Genomic DNA, 17271 nt, shown 5'->3' with positions numbered 1-17271 from the left:
GAAACAGTCAAAGCAGGATTCGTGTTTAATGGGTTAGATATTTTGGTAAGAGCAGAAACCATTTCTGCTCTTTTTCTAGATCATAAAAACGATCATATAATCATTAAGTTAGATTATATTACAAGTGGTAAATGTTGTTTCTATCTTAAAATTGTCTTATTTTATCGAAATAAATAGAATTTATAGTAAGAAAATACCTGAATCAATAAAAAAACTCGCCAAAAGATAGGTATAAAATCCAATAAATGGATTAATATGATAAAATGATTATTTTCTTGGAAGCGCTTACGTGATATAGTTGATTTAATTAGTATAGAAAGGAGGGGCGAGGTTTAAGTACCAATGTATAAATATAATATATAAAATATTGAAAAGGACGTGAGAGAAATGAGTAGAGAAAAGTCTGTAAAAATGTTCGTAACTAGTCTCATCATTTTGCTGTCTGTTGGTATGTCTTTTCAATCCGTTTCTGCAAGTACTCCCGATTTTAGTATGACAGGTTTTGCTACTTTTGATGGTGGAACAACTGGTGGTGAGGGTGGAGATACTGTAACTGTCTCAACCGGAGATCAAATCATTCAAGCCATACAGAATAAAGATGACAATACACCATTGAAGATTTATGTAGATGGCACAATAACACCTAACAATACTTCAGATAGTAAGATCAATATTAAAGACGTTTCAGATATTTCTATTATTGGCGTGGGAACAAATGGTGAATTAGACGGAATTGGGATAAAAGTATGGCGGGCAGAAAATGTTATCATTCGCAACCTCACGATCCATGAAGTTAGTGTTGGTGATAAGGACGCAATTAATATAGAAGGCCCATCAAGTAATATTTGGGTAGATCATAATGAACTTTATGCTGATTTAAATGTGGACAAGGATTATTATGACGGTCTATTTGATGTGAAGCGGGATGCGTATAATATTACATTCTCCTGGAACTATGTGCATGATGGCTGGAAGGCAATGTTAATGGGCTCTTCTGATAGTGATGCAGGTGATCGTAATATAACTTTCCATCACAACCATTTTCAGAATTTAAATTCACGTGTTCCTTCTTTCCGATATGGAGAAGGGCACCTATATAATAATTATTTTGAAGGAATCATCGATACAGGAATTAATGCACGAATGGGTGCAGAGCTTCTTGTTGAAAATAATGTCTTCGAAAACTCTAAAGATCCATTAGGTTACTGGTATAGTGATCAACCAGGCTATTGGAATGTATCCAATAACTTGTACTTAAATAGTACAGGAAGTCAGCCAACTACTTCGACGACAAATTATACTGTTCCATATAATTACAACCTTACTCCAGTTGGAGATGTAAAAGAAATGGTGAAACAGTATGCAGGTGTAGGTATTGTACAACCATGAATATTTTCAAAATAAATAACCAATTGTTTTAATAAGGTCGATTATAAAAGACTTGAGCCCTAAACCGGCTTGAGTTTTTTTTATTAAAAAATACGTTCCATTTTCATATGTTCTTATACCTATTTAAGTGAGAAAAATTCTTAATAGTAAATATCTTAATTTTCTTTAAATTAGTAATTTATTGTATTATTTCCCTTTTTTAAGATATTGATTTTTATTGAAATGATTGGTGCAAAGGACTGTATACTTCGTAATTAGTAATAAATACCTATTGGGTATATGAGCTTTTGTATCTTGTTGACAATAATAACAAGTATTGCTAGATTTTTATAGGTAGATCAATATGGATGGATATCCATAAAGAGGGGAAGATTGGAATTTGAAAAAGTTAATATTATTTATTTTGGCGTGCTTCTTAGGTGGCATAATGGTTGGCTGCGGCAGCCAGGATACAGAAGCGCAACCGAAAGAGGAAACAAATGAACTTTCAACAGGGGAAATGAATGAGTTGGGAGTAGAGGATCCTAAGCCTGAAGAAGAGGAGAGTGAACCTGAGTCTGATGATGGAGATAACGGGAATGTAACTACAGCAACAGGCTTTTCAGAATTAATTAGTCATATGGAAGAAGTGACAGAAGGTACTGCTGAGATCCAATTTGAAGGCACTGAGTCCTTTGAACATGATATGGAAGGTGTAATAACATCAGTTGATTCGTATGTGCTTGCAAATTTAACTGATTTCCATACAGACTTCAGTATACCGTTTAATGACGAGACAGATGGAGCAGTCCTGCTCGTTCAATATACAATAAAAAATGAAACAGACAAAGATGCTTATTATATGCCTAGTTTTTATTTGACTTATACTGGTGCTACGAAATCATTTAATAATTACAGGGAGTTACTGCCTGAAGATCAGCAAATTCCATCATTGTTATCACCATCTAACGATTATTTAATTGAAGCTGGAAAATCATATACCGGTTATTTTGCATATCCTTTTGGTAAATCAATTATCCCTGATGTTTTACAGGAAGGAATTGTCTCAATTGAGGTTCCGAGACCACATGCAACAAAAGGGGATGTTAATGATAACTTTGGTTCTGAAACTACCTTTCACCTAGGATTAACGGATGAGGCAAACAAAAAAGTAACAGAAAATCAGAGTTTTTATCAAGATAAGCTTACAACGCAAAATATGGGTGAAAAAGTAATGATTGAAGAACAACAAGGTATAGGAACAACGGAGACAATTAGTGATTTCGCGATTACCCTGGATGGTTATCAATTTACTGAATTTACTCCAAACGAAGTGGAAGCACCCCGATTTGAAAATTTTACAAATGGTATGGTAATGTTAACAGTTAAATTTATGATTGAAAATAATAGTGATTCTGATATTGGCCTAAGCTCCCTCGGTTCAAAACTTACAGTTAATGATGGCGCACAGTATATGCTGGATCAGGGAATGTTACTTGATTATGGATATGACGAAGTGATTGGTGCAGGCCAAACTGGAGAACTATTGCAAATTTATGTGCTGGATAAAGAGCAATATGAAAAGATATGGAAAGAAAAGCCGTTTGAAGTGGAATTAGGCCCGATGAAAGATCAATCAGCGAAAGATATATCTAAAGGTAAAAAAGCCGTATTTACATTAAAATAAAGTGTTGTGTTTCCTCATATAGAATAAAATCATTTGGTAAAATTACAAAAGAATGCAAATAAAATCGATCTGCGATTTTATTTGCATTTTCTATTGGTATAATTATGCCTGGTATTGTCATAATATACTATTTAGAAAATATTCTCTCACTAATTAAATGAAGAAAATGTTCCCATTTTTTTTGGAATTCTGACTCGTTTGGATCTAAACCAGTGATCATCTTTGTCACTTTTTCATACAGAAGGGGATAAATTGTCAGACTGGACATCATTAGTGTGAGTAGTGCTGGATCAAGGTCTTTTGGCACTAGACCCATCTGTTGTTTAGACTTCATATCTTCCACATATGATTGAAGAACTTTTTTTCTACTTTCTTCCCCGTTTGAACTGTTTGGAATACTTTCAATCGCTTCCCATGCAGTAAACTTGAGGAATTCCATTAAGTATTCCTTATTTACTTTAAAACGAAATTCTGCAATGTCAACAGGATCAGCAGGCATGGTTAAGTTTTCTGTCGGTACAGATGCAGCAAAATCAGCTACAGTTGCGTTAATTAGCTCCTCCTTCCCCTTGAAATAATGATAAATCAGTTGTTTATTTATCCTTGCACGCTTAGCGATAGATTCTATCCTTGCACCAGAAAATCCTTTTTCAAAAAACTCTTGCTTGGCAGCAGTTAATATTTTCCGCCTCGTCCGTTCTGCGTCACGTATTTTTCCCAATATCCTCACCCTTTTTGACATAAGTATAAATCCCATCTTAATCGAACCAATAAGTAAAATCAAATATAACTTACCTTTTGTAAAATTATAACTTGATATTTGTAAAATTATCTTATAAGATACTAGTAACATAACTTTACATTTATAAAGTTATGGAAAATATCATTTGTGTGAAAGGTGGAGGTTTTAATGAGTAAAAAGGCAGGAGGGACAAAGATCCAGCAAATTTTTGTAAACTTGCCAGTAAAAGATTTAGATCAGTCAATGAATTTTTTTGAGAAAATTGGGTTTACCTTTAATCCTCAGTTCACCAATGAATCTGCAGCATGTATGGTAATGAATGAGCATATATACTCGATGTTACAATTAGAAGATCATTTTAAGACATTTACTAACAAGCGCATTATTGATGCCGATAAAGGGACAGAAGCAATTTTTTCACTTTCAGTTAGCAGCAGGGAGGAAGTCGATGAGTTAGTAGAAAAAGCCTTTCAAGCAGGTGGAAAACCCTCTACTGAACCCCAGGATCATGGATTTATGTATCAGAGAGGTTTTCAGGATTTAGATGGCCACTTATGGGAAGTTTTCTATATGGATATGAATGCAGTTAATTAGAGCGCAAATAATTGGAAAAAGTGAGGGTGGATATAAATGATTCATAAATTAGGTCAAGTGATGTTGTATGTAAATGACCAAGATCAAGCGGTCAAATTTTGGCGTGATATAATGGATTTTATCATTGTGTCTGATCAGGAGAATGGTAGTGGAATGAGATGGGTGGAAATAGCGCCATCAAGAGAATCAGGAACTACAATCGTACTGCACGATAAAGCAATGGTTGCTGAATTGGAACCGGAAATGAATTTGGGAACACCTTCCTTAATGTTCTATTCAGACAAAATTGAGTTACTCCGTGAGAAGTTATTAGAACACAAGTTTCCGGCCGGCGAAATTACGAATTTACCTTCAGGCAAAGTATTTAATTTCGCTGATTATGAAAATAATTATTTTGCAGTAATGGAGAAATTTATTGAGAAGTGAGTTAGACCTTTTCTGAAAGTTGTGATACTTAATCAATACAAAAACATGCTAAAAACCAGTGATGCTAGAATCCATTACTGGTTTTTAGAAAATTAATCTACATTTTTTAAGAAAACATAACTTACTTTTTTGTAGTCCATCTTCGTTTCATAAAAGCGATGTGCATCTTCACGTTGTAAACCGGAGGATAGTGATACAATTCCAATGTCGTTGTCCTTCGCCCAATCCTCAATATATGCTAGCAGCTTTTTGCCATAACCCATTGATCTCTTTGGATAGTCTGTTACTAAATCACAAACCCAAATAAACTTTCCGTTGTACAGGGTTGTCATTGGCATAAATCCAATTACTGCGGCGATCTCGTTTTTAGAATATAGACCGAAAAGCCTGTAATAGTGTAATTCTTTTGCACCTTTTACTAACTTTATGTAAGAAGACTCGTCTAAATTTGTACGAAGTTGATTTACCACAGGAAAAGCTTCTAACCATTCCGCCTCTGTTACTAATTCTTTTATTTGTTCTGAGACATTTTTATTCATTCATATTTCCTCCCATTTAGTTTCCTTATAATTATAAGGAAACTCTGGTATAATCAAAAGTACCAGATGTGTATAATTTAATGGGACCAGAGGTGAGGCAATGATTGAAATTACACCATTTCTAGATCAGCAGAGTAAAATCCCGTTGTATATCCAGCTATCGGATTACTTTAAACGTGAAATAATTAAAGGGAAAATAAAAGCGAAGGAAAAATTACCTTCAAAGAGAGCACTGGCAAACCATTTAGACATTAGTTTAAATACCGTTCAATCTGCTTATGACCAGTTAAGTGCTGAAGGCTTTATCGATAAAAAAGCACGTAAAGGACATTATGTCCAAGTAATTGAAGAGCATCAAGCTCTTAAGAATTCCCGACCAATTAAGCAAAATTTACTAAATGCAAGAGAGGAATTTGATTATCATATCGATTTTAACTCAGGAAAAATAGACTTAGATCATTTCCCTTATCAATTATGGCGTAAATTAACAATTGATGCTCTTTATGAGGATCATAATAAATTATTCCAAATCGGAGATCCACAAGGAGAGTACGCATTGCGAGAGGAAATTGCAGCATATTTATACCAATCAAGAGGAGTTAACAGTAGTCCGGATCAAATAGTATTAGGCGCTGGAACACAACAGTTAGTTAATTTGTTGTCCATATTAATAGGCACCGATCACAACTATGCATTAGAAGATCCAGGCTTTCATCGTACGAAACAAGTTTTACTTGATCATCATATAAATATAGTCCCCATTTCACTTGATCAGAATGGTCTGTCTATAGAAAATTTACTTAAATCAAATGCCAAAGTCGTTTATGTGACTCCATCCCACCAATTTCCATATGGAATGATCATGCCAATTTCCAGAAGAATGGAATTGCTGAAATGGGCGAAAGAAACAGGTGGTTTTATCTTAGAGGATGATTATGATGGAGAATATCGCTACAAAGGCAAACCAATTCCTTCATTACAAGGGTTAGATACGAATGGCTCCGTTATATACTTGGGGACATTTTCGAAGTCTTTAATCCCATCCATTCGAATAAGTTATGCCGTATTGCCAACAACCCTTACAATGAAGTATCAAGATAAATTAAAGATTTATAAACAAACAGTGTCAAGACTCCATCAAGATACTCTGTATAAGTTTATGGAACAAGGTCATTGGCATCGGCACTTAAATAAAATGAGGGCATTATACCGGAAAAAACAGCAAGCTTTATTGAATGCTATCGATCAATATATGGGTGGTAATGTTAAAGTGATCGGTGAAAACTCTGGATTACATATTTTACTCCGTGTGTATAATGGATGGACAGAAGAGGAGTTAATTGAATGTGCAGCATTAAAAAGTGTCAAAATATATCCTACATCTATCTACTATGATAATTATAAAGTAAATGACGAGCCAGAAGTTTTAATAGGCTTTGGTGGATTAACAATTAATAAGATAGAAGAAGGTATTCAACTATTGCAAGAAGCCTGGGGACTGTAATGGTAGTTATAGTATAGACCATTTCCGGGAGAAATGCCGCAATATTAATAAGACGATATTGTTAGAATATTTGGGTTCATTATTTTAGAATTACTTCTTCAATTTCAATATCTTTGCGAGTAATTTTTTCCCTTCAGGGGATAAATAGACATTTTTATCATGGTACAAACGATTAGCTAAACTTTTCGACATATCATAGGATTTCTTTGGTGCCAATTAAAACCCTCCCTTTACACCATATATCATATAGTATGGTAAAATAAGGGGGATGAAAAGGACAGATAGTAGAGGGGAATAGTGGAAATTTCTACAATTTGTTATTTGACCATTACTTTCAACTATTGATAAACTAAGATAGCAATAATAAACATTGAATAGAAATGATGAAAGGCATGATATTAATATGACAAGCAATCACGATAATCAGGCATTGCCACCGAAAACGTGTACAATTGATCGACTAATAACAGTCCCTGCCGATATTGACAAGGTTTTAGAAGGAAAGAAGACGGCAACAAGAAGGAATGGCCGCTATGCTGATGTTGGTGAGATTATGACATTAGAAAAGCAACAATTTCAAATAAATAAAGTTTATCAGCAAAAACTAGGTGAAGTTACGGATGAAGATGCAATCAATGAAGGGTTTGCCAATCTCGAAGAATATAAAGAAACAATTTTATCAATGCATCCAGGCATGCCATGGTTGCCTGATATGGAAGTTTGGGTCCATGAATTCAGCCCTGTAAACGAATAATACTGTTACAAAAAACGCAAAGTATGCATGAATATCCTCGTTTAAGATAAATTTAGATGGGAGGTGAAAACATGGATACTTTTTTCTATTTTCTTTTTGTATCGGCCTATGTAATCTTACTAATTTGGGCTATCCAGTCATCTAGCAAAAGCTTGTCATATAAAAGTTTTCTCTACCTTGTCATTGCTGGATTAATTTATGATAATGCTGTACTAGTATCTGGAAGGTTTATCGGCGTCGGAGATTTATTAGAGATTCTGAATGTAGCACGATATTGGGTCCATGCTATTGTTACGCCAACGCTAGTGTTGTTTTGTTATGGGGTTTTAACATCGGCAAGGATAAAATGGTTAGAAGATAACAAAGTAAAATGGGGCTTCTTCTTCATTACATTATTATTAATTGGAACGGAGCTAGTTATGGAGGCAATCCCGTTAAAATTAAAACCAGAATGGGAAAATGATGTACTTCAGTACGTATCTGCAGCTAGTAACAATCACCCGCCATATATGATCATTGCTGTTACACTTATTCTACTAGTTGCAGGGATTATAGTGTACAAAAAAACTAAATGGAAATGGATGTTACTAGGAACAGTTTTAATGGGCTTAGGCAGTACATTATCTCCATTCTTTAAAAGTGGTGCATTGACGAATGGTTTTGAATTAATCTTAATCTTTTCGCTAGTGTTAACTAAAAAACATGTGGAACAAAAATAGGTCCTTTTTGTGAAAAAATTCCAAAAATGTATGGCTATATGGTATGATGATAGAAAATAGAGGGAGGCAGTTTTCATGAATTATACATATGGAAATAGTGATAAATGGAGAAATAAAGGTATATCTTCTCTCATCAATGTACTTATTGTTTTCGTTGCATGGATAATTATATTTGCCAGCAGTCAGTTAAGCCAAGTCTTCTTTTTAATTATATCTGCGATTCTGTTATTCTTTGTCTGTTCACGAATATACAAAGCAGTATATTTCTTTCGATTGGCAAATAAAGACTATGTTATTATCGATCAGCAATCCTTAATCTTAAATGGTCAGTTTACACCCAAAAAGCAAGTTTCCTTTGCGCAAATTAAAGAAGCTGCCGAAGTAAATGAAACGCTAGTAATTAAGTTGGAAAATGGTGGAGAGGAAGTAATATATCTTGATTGGTTAGACAAAGAGGATTCCCTTAAATTATTGGAGCAACTGCAAGGAAAAATTGGTTCATTGCATCAGAGCAGTTAGCTATTTGAGAAAGGGTGTCAGATGGTGGTAAATCAGCAATTATTGTACAGAATATATCGTACTGGACTATGGTTAGTGTTTTTCATTTATTTTTGTTTAAGTTCCTATTTGTTAATATTTCAACGTGTACGGACACTTGTCTCTAATTATTGGAATGGGATATCCATCAATCCTTATGTCTATATTCCTTCAACAGGAGCTAGTTATTTTGAAACTTTTCTCGCAAATTCTAATTTAATTCCATTTAAAAACACGTTTCGATATTTAATGGAATCAGACAATTTCTCCTTCCAATTCATCTTTAATAACATTGTTGGAAATATACTGGTTTTTCTGCCTTTAGGACTATTGCTTCCACTGCTGTTTCGGCAATATAAGAGATTTCCTTTATTATTTGCCACTGTTACCTGTCTCACAATTTTGGTGGAGATTACGCAAATCACGCTGCATATTGGCCAATTTGATGTAGATGATGTAATTTTGAATATTATTGGCGGTATGATCGGTTTTTTGCTGGCAAAGTTATTAGCAGATAAAGCGAAAGTAAAATCACAACTTATTATCGGATAATGGTTGTGATTTTACTGAAGATAACAGGCATATCACAGCCTGAATGAGCAGTTATATCAATGAACTTCTTCACCTATTTCCCCTTGATTAACTCTTCTATTTCAATTCCATTGATCGTAAGTCCTGAAATATCACAATCGGTTATTTCCATGTTTGATAAATTACAATTCTTTAATTGGGTTTTTGAGAGATCACAATCTTGAAAGGATATCGGTTTATAATTTCCTTCAGGATTATAGTTATGTTCTCCCTTCATTGGCAGAACAATATGCTTAAATTCTGTACCGTATAAATGGATATGATCCAATAACGCATGACTAAAGTTTGTGTGTTGAATGGTTGTTCCACTCAGATTTACGTCATTAATATCTAATTCGGACATGTCGACATTATGCAATTTGGTTCTTGCTAAACTAACATTATCAATACTCATTTCCTGTGCGTTTACTTCTTCCCATTTTGAACGTGAAATATCTACTTTTGCAAGGTCTGCATTTTGGATCTCTAATGCCATTTTCATAACCTCCAATTATAATTTTTTTATCATAATTATAATTCGATGTGGTGGTTGGAAATCCTCTTTTAAATGCCAACTCATAAAAAAAGATGTGAAATATTTTTACCCGTTTGTGTGTTGAATCTTTATTGAAATTCTTGTTTTACCACCTGGAGTACAGAACCAATTACCTGATGCATATCATAATATTTATATGTCGCCAATCTGCCTCCGAAAATTACACGCGTTTCTTGATCAGCTAATTTCTTATACTTTTTATACATCAGATTATTCTTCTCATCATTGATAGGATAGTATGGCTCGTCCCCTTGTTTCCATTCTTTCGGATATTCTTCGGTAATCACTGTTTTTTCTTGGGTGCCAAATTCAAAGTGTTTATGTTCAATAATCCTTGTATAAGGTGTTTCCCTGTCTGTATAATTTACAACAGCGTTACCTTGGTAGTTGTCGGTATCTTCTACTCTTGTCTTAAATTCTAGACTTCGATACTCTAAAGTGCCATATTCATAATCAAAATATTGATCAATCATACCTGTATATACAATCTTGTTTGCTGATTTCATTAATTCACTTCGATGTGTGAAAAAATCAGTATTTAACTGTACTTCAATTCCTTCTAACAGCTTATCGATAATTCCGGTATACCCACCAACTGGAATGCCCTGGAACCGATCATTGAAATAATTATTATCATATGTAAACCGAACAGGTAATCTTTTGATAATAAAGGAAGGTAATTCTTTTGCAGAACGTCCCCATTGTTTTTCTGTATATCCTTTAATTAATTTTTCATATATATCCGTTCCGACTAGCGAGATAGCCTGTTCTTCTAAATTATTTGGCACAGAAATATTTGCTGATTCTTTTTGTTCATTTATCTTTTGTTTCGCTTCTTCTGGGGTAGTAACACCCCATAATTTATTAAATGTATTCATATTAAATGGGAGATTATAGATTTCGCCATAATAATTGGCAACAGGAGAATTCGTATATCGATTGAATTCAGCAAACTGATTTACATAGTTCCATATCTCCTGATTATTGGTATGGAAAATATGTGCGCCATATTTATGAACATTAATACCTTCTATATTTTCTGTGTACACATTCCCACCGATATGGTCTCTTTTATCAATAACAAGACATTTCTTCCCTCTTTTGTTTGCTTCATAAGCAAAAATCGAGCCAAATAAACCGGCTCCAACGATTAAATAATCATATAACATAATTGATCTCCCTTACATATTAGTATTAATCTGTGATAAGCTATAATTTAAACTATTTTGTATTTATATATAAAAAATAATATAGCAATTTAATTATCTTATTGTCTAGTATAATTGTGAAGAAAGATAATGTACAACAGGACAAATGATCTATTAAAAGCGATTACTATTAACTAAAATATGCTATACTTACTATATTATGACGTGCGTTAAACATGAAAGGGATTAATATGAACACAGAAGCGTTAGACTATTTCATAAAAGTTTATGAGAAAAAGAGTGTCACGGCAGCGGCTAAAGATTTATACATTACACCACAAGGCATTAGTAAAACGATCAAACAACTTGAATTAGAGCTAGAGACAGAGTTGTTTTATCGGGGGCCACGAGGGGTAGAAGCGACAGAAGCAGGCGAATTATTACATGCCAGAGCAAAGCACCTACGCTATCTAATCGAAGATATCAAAAAGGAAATCAGCATTGTAAGTGGGCGAAAAGGGGTTCTAAATGTCTTCGTCACCTATTCAACAACATTAATGATACCTGTCGACTATATGTTTCGCTTCTCGGATATTTATCCTGATATACAAGTGAAATTAAAAGAATATCCTGATGAATATCCTTTAGATAAAGTATTTCAGGAAGACGTTGATCTGGGTTTAGTGATGGATTCAGAGAAAATAGATAACAGTGAATCCGAATTAGTAGCACAAGGTGAAGCGGTAATTGTTGTTGCTAAGACACATCCATTAGCTGCTAATGATGAAATATCTATTATAGATTTAGAGAAAGAATCTATTGTATTAAAAACTGTTGGCGAAGGTAAAGAACACCGTTTTGTTGAGGTTTGCCTAGAAAAAGGCTTCACCCCAAATGTTATTCATGAATATGGAAGTATTATTAGTGCCCATAGGCTGTGTGAGACGAATGGATATGCGGCGATTTCCATTGATTTTGTAGAAGAAGCGATAGGGAATGAAAATCTTAAAATCATCCGTCTGAAAGAGAAAATTCCCCAAAATATTTATATGATTTTAAGAAAGAGAAATATTCAGTCTAAAGCAGTATCACAGTTTCAAAATTATATAAAGGAAAAAAGCAAATCGTTTTGATGGGGTTAGTTAACCATCGAAACGATTTTTTTATTTCTAAGGAAACTTTTGCAAGTTGTGTATTTCAAGAAACCTTTCGTTACTAGCCACTAACAAATGGTTGATAGTAATTTGCTTAGTTATAAGCTACGCTATGGTAAATAGTTTAATGAAAAATCAAACGGGGGTATGGAAATGAAAGAAGAGGCATTTAACCCATATTTACCAAGTTACGAATATATTCCAGATGCTGAGCCGTATGTGTTTGGGGACAGGGTCTATATCTATGGATCACATGACCGGTTTAATGGCAAACTATTTTGTATGAATGATTACGTCTGCTGGTCTGCTTCCATAAACGACCTTGCTAATTGGCGTTATGAAGGGGTAATATATCGGAAAAAGCAAGATCCTATGAATAAATTAGGAATATACCAAATGTTTGCACCGGATTTAGCAAAAGGCCTTGATGGCAGATATTACTTATACTATACATTAGGATTCCGGAGTATTATGGGAATTGCTGTTAGTGATTCACCTGCTGGAAAGTTTGAATTTTATGGTTATGTTAGCCAAGCTGATGGAGATTTATTTTGGAATAAAAGTGGTGATCCTTTCCTGTTTGATCCAGGTGTACTGGTGGATGATGATGGCAGTGTGTATTTATATTCAGGGTTTGCACCTAGAAAGGGTCTTCCCGCATTTATAACTGGTGGAAAGAAAAAAACATTTGATGGAGGATATGTCATTCCAATAGCCAATGATATGAAAACAGTCATCGGTAAACCTGAATTACTTTTTCCAAAAGCTGGTGATGCCGGTGGAACGGGATTTGAAGGGCATGAGTTTTTTGAAGCAAGTTCCATTAGGAAAATAAAGGATATCTACTATTTTGTATATTCCTCTATTAATGGCCATGAATTGTGCTATGCAACAAGCACAAGTCCAACAGGTGGATTTGTTTATAGAGGAACAATTATAAGTAATGGTGATTTATATATTAATGGCTACCATTCAGATCAGCATGCTAATAACTACATTGGTAATAACCATGGCAGTATTGTAGAGATTAACAAGCAGTGGTATGTATTTTATCATAGACAAACGAATAGACACCATTATTCTAGACAGGGTGCAGCTGAACCAATAGAAATTAAGGAAGATGGGACAATCTCTCAAGTTGAGATGACTAGTAGTGGTTTAAATAATGGACCCTTAGTTGGAAAGGGGATATATGAAGCTAGGATTGCTTGCCATCTAACATCAAGGAAAGGTGCAGGTAGATATGGTGTATATTTCGGGAATATTACGTTCAAAGATCATCCTTATTTCACTCAGAGTGGGAAGGACAGAGAAGATAATCCTGCACAATATATTGCGAATATGAAAGATGGAGCAGTAGCTGGTTTTAAGTATTTCAAGTTAAGAGATTTAACGGAAATCTCTCTCACGTTACGAGGGAGTGCGAATGGGTATATATATGTGGCAACATCAAAGGATGGAAAACCATTTGCTCAAATTAACGTAACTCCGAGTTCGGAATTTAGTAATTTCAGTGCTGAAACTTCATTAACTAATGGAACGTATTCTCTTTATTTTACTTTTAAAGGAAAAGGTGAGCTTGATTTTAAATCTTTTTCCCTAAATTAAGGAGTAAAATTTATATGACTTCGAAAGAAAAATGTTATAAAAATTTTAAAATGAGTCTTTTGAACTGCTAATCAGTGCTGATCACAAATGGAATTGGCATGTTGTAACCCCTTGCTACACAAATATTTATGAGTAACTAGGCATATATGAGTGAACCAATAGTTACTACCCCCTAACTTTTCGTTGATAGTCATCAAAATTTAGTTGAGGTATTCTAAAAATACAATCATGAAAACACATTCAATTTTCAGATTGTTTCTTTTCGTTTTGTTATCAGTGAGCAAAAAAAGGTAAAATAACAGTTTCATTGATGCAAACGCATAAATTTTTTTATTACCACAGGGGGGGAATTAGTGAGATGGCAAAGAAAAAATGGAGCAAGAAAAAATTTCGTGCCGTATGGAGCACAGTATTGAGTATTTTGTTAGTGCTTGCAATTGGAGTAAATAGTGCATTAGTTTATTATTCCGATGTTATTACAGCTTATTTCAATAAAATTGACACGACCAGCAGTGAAGCTGTTGAAGCACGTGAGAACTCAACAGAAGTTGTTGAGAAAATAACAGATGAAGGTATCATCCTTTTGCAAAATGAAGAGAATACGTTACCACTAGCAGAAGGAACGAAAGTTAATGTATTTGGTTGGAGTTTTACGAACCCAATTTACGGTGGTGGGGGTTCAAGTGGTACAGATGCATCAACTGCCATTACACCTAAAGCAGGGTTTGAAGCAGCAGGAATTGAGATTAACGAGGAATTATACAATGCTTATACAGAAACCGATTTGGAAAGACCGGAAATAGGTATTGAAGGTCAAGACTTTACCATTCCTGAGCCTAAGCCGGAATTCTACACAGAAGAGTTAATAAACCAAGCAAAAGAATTTTCTGATACAGCTGTTATCTTTATTGCTCGTTCTGGTGGAGAAGGTGCAGATCTTCCAACAAGTTTGTATGGAGAAGATACCTATGATCCGAATGGCAGTCCACAGGGACCTACCGGACAGAGATTTGGTTTTGATGATGACCAAGACCCTGACAAGCATTATCTGGAACTTACGAACAGAGAACTTGGAATGCTTGATGCAGTAACGGCTAACTTTGATAATATCATTGTCATTCTTAACAGTGCGAATACATTTGAAATGGATTGGGTTAATGATTACGATCAAATCAAGAGTGTAGTAAACATTGCAGGACCGGGACAAAGTGGATTTGGTTCTTTAGGCAGAGTACTAGCTGGTGACTTAAATCCATCGGGCAGAACAGTAGATGTTTATGCGAAAGATGTTCTTGATGCCCCTGCGGCTGTTAACTTCGGTGATTTTGATTATGTTGTTGAGAACGCGGATGGGACTTATTCTACAGCTGCAGATGCAAAAGGTGTCCCATTAAAATATGTTGATTTGGCAGAAGGAATTTATGTAGGTTATCGCTATTATGAAACCGCTGCAGAATTAGGAACAATTAATTATGATGAAAAGATCTTATATCCATTTGGATATGGTCTAAGCTATACCACATTCGAACAAGAAGTGGTATCTGACAGTTTAGTATGGGATGATTCCAATATCTCAGTTGATGTAGAGGTTACTAATACAGGTTCAGTAGCAGGTAAAGAAGTGGTACAGCTTTATTTCACTCCTCCTTACACTGGAGAAATTGAAAAATCTTCTATTAATCTAGCGGCATTTGGTAAAACGGATGTTCTTGAACCTGGTGAGTCTGAAGTAGTTACACTTTCTTTCCAAGTAGAAGATATGGCTTCATATGATCACAATAAAATATATAGTGCTGATGGTTCTTATGTGCTCGAAGCAGGTGAATATGAACTTAAGCTGATGAGAAACTCTCATGAGGAAATTGCGGATGTAGGATCGAAAACACTTCCGGAAATTGTTTATGATACTGGACGCTCTACAGATAACCAAGTAGCAGTAAACCAGTTTGATGAGGAAGTTACAGGTGAAGGAAGTATTGACACATATCTTTCTAGAGCTGAGGGCTTTGCAAATTTAAACGAGATTGACCAAAATGAAACATTTACTGTTACAGATGAAGATGGTACTACAAAAGAAGTAAAAGGTACATTAGTAGACCAAAGTTTTGTTGATATGGTTAACAGTAAGCGTTATGATGTTCCAGCTGATACACATGATACAGCACCTGTTACAGATGCTGACAATGGGTTAACATTATCCGATTTTACAGGTGTAGCTTATGATGACGAAAGCTGGGAGCCTTTACTTGACCAGTTATCTGTTAATGACTTAGTAACAATTGTGACAAATGGTGGGTATAAAACTGCTGAGATCGCATCAGTAGGTAAGCCAGCCACAGTAGATTATGACGGACCAGCAGGTATTAATAATTTCATATCCGCAGATCCTATGTCAGGTATTGGATTCCCTGCTGAAGCAATGCTTGCGTCTACATGGAATATCGAGCTTGCTATAGAAATGGGGGAAGCAGTCGGCAAGGAAGCACTAGCATATGGTGTGACAGGCTGGTATGCTCCAGCAATGAATATTCACCGTACAGCGTTTGCTGGAAGAAACTTTGAATATTATTCAGAAGACCCTTACCTTTCCGGTAAATTTGCGGCAGCTACTACAGAAGGTTATCAAAGTCAAGGTGGTTTCGTTTATGCCAAACACTTTGCATTAAATGATCAGGAAGATAACCGTACGTTAGGTGTTTTAACGTGGGGTGATGAACAAGCGATTCGTGAAATTTATTTAAAACCGTTTGAAATTGCAGTTAAAGAAGGCGGAGCAGCAGGAATGATGTCAGCATTCAACAGTATTGGTAGTGTATGGGTTGGTGCAGATGAAAGCTTGCTTAAAGAAGTTTTACGTAATGAGTGGGGCTTTAAAGGAGTTGTCAATACAGATTTCTATATTTTAGATGCCTATCCGTATATGACTGCTGAGCTAGCTGTACGTGCTGGTAATGATATTCTTCTTACAGGTGTAGCACCATATGGTGTACCAGAGATGAATACAGATAGTAATGATACATTATGGGCAATGAGAGATGCTGCGAAAAATGTTTTATATAATGTAGCGAACAGTAACGCAATAGATGGCGGATTAAGTACTGATACACCACAGTGGGTAGTTATTACGATTGTAGTTGATATTCTTGTTGGTCTAGGTATTATCCTTGGTTTCTTCTTTACTTTCCGTAATTCGAGAAATAGAGAATAAGACGAAGAAGATAGAACGAGAAATATTAATTTAATCGCATAGGGGTACAATCATCTAATTTTGAAAAAAACAAATCAGCGGTATTCCATTGGGATGCCGCTGAAAATACAAAAGAGGACTGACATATGGAAAATGTAGTTGTAACCGAAAAAAAAAT

The 17271-nt window shown here is 34.9% G+C and carries 17 protein-coding genes; 12 read left to right on the top strand and 5 right to left on the bottom strand.

From position 1 onward, the window contains the following. Positions 1–450: 450 nt before the first annotated feature. On the top strand, positions 451–1389 hold the full coding sequence (locus ACFOY7_RS00695; protein ID WP_390248712.1) for a pectate lyase family protein: 939 nt from the start codon (positions 451–453) through the stop codon (positions 1387–1389). 379 nt (positions 1390–1768) lie between these two features. Then, positions 1769–3055, top strand: coding sequence for a DUF5068 domain-containing protein (locus tag ACFOY7_RS00690; protein ID WP_390248369.1), 1287 nt, complete (start codon positions 1769–1771; stop codon positions 3053–3055). A 127-nt stretch (positions 3056–3182) separates the two neighbouring features. Here ACFOY7_RS00690 and ACFOY7_RS00685 read toward each other — a convergent pair whose 3' ends face one another. Beyond that, the gene (locus ACFOY7_RS00685) at positions 3183–3776 is read right to left on the bottom strand and encodes a TetR/AcrR family transcriptional regulator (RefSeq protein ID WP_390248367.1); all 594 of its coding nucleotides are present in this window, start codon (positions 3774–3776) and stop codon (positions 3183–3185) included. Between the two features lie 189 nt (positions 3777–3965). Here ACFOY7_RS00685 and ACFOY7_RS00680 point away from each other — a divergent pair, with 189 nt between their 5' ends. Continuing rightward, positions 3966–4391 carry a VOC family protein gene (locus ACFOY7_RS00680; RefSeq protein ID WP_390248365.1) on the top strand — a complete coding sequence of 142 codons (426 nt, stop codon included), beginning with the start codon at positions 3966–3968 and terminating at the stop codon, positions 4389–4391. Positions 4392–4427: 36 nt separating this feature from the next. After that, positions 4428–4817, top strand: a complete 390-nt coding sequence (locus ACFOY7_RS00675; protein ID WP_390248363.1) for a VOC family protein — start codon at positions 4428–4430, stop codon at positions 4815–4817. A gap of 92 nt (positions 4818–4909) precedes the next feature. Here the strand turns inward: ACFOY7_RS00675 and ACFOY7_RS00670 are convergent, their stop codons facing one another. Beyond that, the gene (locus tag ACFOY7_RS00670) at positions 4910–5356 is read right to left on the bottom strand and encodes a GNAT family N-acetyltransferase (protein WP_390248361.1); all 447 of its coding nucleotides are present in this window, start codon (positions 5354–5356) and stop codon (positions 4910–4912) included. Between the two features lie 100 nt (positions 5357–5456). On the opposite strand from ACFOY7_RS00670, the gene pdxR reads away from it, so the two are divergent. Continuing rightward, entirely contained in the window at positions 5457–6860 is a 1404-nt protein-coding gene (gene pdxR, locus ACFOY7_RS00665; RefSeq protein ID WP_390248359.1) for a MocR-like pyridoxine biosynthesis transcription factor PdxR, read from the top strand. Between the two features lie 90 nt (positions 6861–6950). Here the strand turns inward: pdxR and ACFOY7_RS00660 are convergent, their stop codons facing one another. Beyond that, a complete protein-coding gene (locus tag ACFOY7_RS00660; RefSeq protein WP_390248357.1) occupies positions 6951–7076 on the bottom strand; it encodes a hypothetical protein in 126 nt (41 codons plus the stop codon). Positions 7077–7263: 187 nt separating this feature from the next. On the opposite strand from ACFOY7_RS00660, the gene ACFOY7_RS00655 reads away from it, so the two are divergent. From ACFOY7_RS00655 to ACFOY7_RS00640, 4 genes are all read left to right on the top strand, one after another. Further along, positions 7264–7614, top strand: a complete 351-nt coding sequence (locus tag ACFOY7_RS00655; RefSeq protein WP_390248355.1) for an ASCH domain-containing protein — start codon at positions 7264–7266, stop codon at positions 7612–7614. Between the two features lie 71 nt (positions 7615–7685). Further along, positions 7686–8333, top strand: a complete 648-nt coding sequence (locus tag ACFOY7_RS00650; RefSeq protein WP_390248353.1) for a hypothetical protein — start codon at positions 7686–7688, stop codon at positions 8331–8333. Between the two features lie 75 nt (positions 8334–8408). After that, positions 8409–8852, top strand: a complete 444-nt coding sequence (locus ACFOY7_RS00645) for a hypothetical protein (RefSeq protein ID WP_390248351.1) — start codon at positions 8409–8411, stop codon at positions 8850–8852. 21 nt (positions 8853–8873) lie between these two features. Further along, entirely contained in the window at positions 8874–9422 is a 549-nt protein-coding gene (locus tag ACFOY7_RS00640; protein ID WP_390248349.1) for a VanZ family protein, read from the top strand. A gap of 73 nt (positions 9423–9495) precedes the next feature. Here the strand turns inward: ACFOY7_RS00640 and ACFOY7_RS00635 are convergent, their stop codons facing one another. After that, positions 9496–9936, bottom strand: coding sequence for a pentapeptide repeat-containing protein (locus ACFOY7_RS00635; RefSeq protein ID WP_390248347.1), 441 nt, complete (start codon positions 9934–9936; stop codon positions 9496–9498). 128 nt (positions 9937–10064) lie between these two features. Beyond that, complete coding sequence (gene glf, locus ACFOY7_RS00630; RefSeq protein WP_390248345.1) at positions 10065–11165, bottom strand: UDP-galactopyranose mutase; 1101 nt, start codon at positions 11163–11165, stop codon at positions 10065–10067. A gap of 230 nt (positions 11166–11395) precedes the next feature. Between glf and ACFOY7_RS00625 the strand changes: the two genes are divergently transcribed. From ACFOY7_RS00625 to ACFOY7_RS00615, 3 genes are all read left to right on the top strand, one after another. Further along, a complete protein-coding gene (locus tag ACFOY7_RS00625) occupies positions 11396–12277 on the top strand; it encodes a LysR family transcriptional regulator (protein WP_390248343.1) in 882 nt (293 codons plus the stop codon). A 174-nt stretch (positions 12278–12451) separates the two neighbouring features. Next, positions 12452–13906, top strand: a complete 1455-nt coding sequence (locus ACFOY7_RS00620) for a family 43 glycosylhydrolase (protein WP_390248341.1) — start codon at positions 12452–12454, stop codon at positions 13904–13906. Between the two features lie 358 nt (positions 13907–14264). Then, a complete protein-coding gene (locus ACFOY7_RS00615) occupies positions 14265–17114 on the top strand; it encodes a glycoside hydrolase family 3 N-terminal domain-containing protein (protein ID WP_390248339.1) in 2850 nt (949 codons plus the stop codon). The last annotated feature ends 157 nt before the right edge of the window (positions 17115–17271 follow it).

The organism is Gracilibacillus xinjiangensis, assembly GCF_042651765.1.
Taxonomy (GTDB): Bacteria; Bacillota; Bacilli; order Bacillales; family Amphibacillaceae; genus Gracilibacillus; species Gracilibacillus xinjiangensis.
The sequence above is the reverse complement of the archived record's forward strand: the minus strand, read 5'-3'. Positions and strand labels throughout refer to the sequence as shown.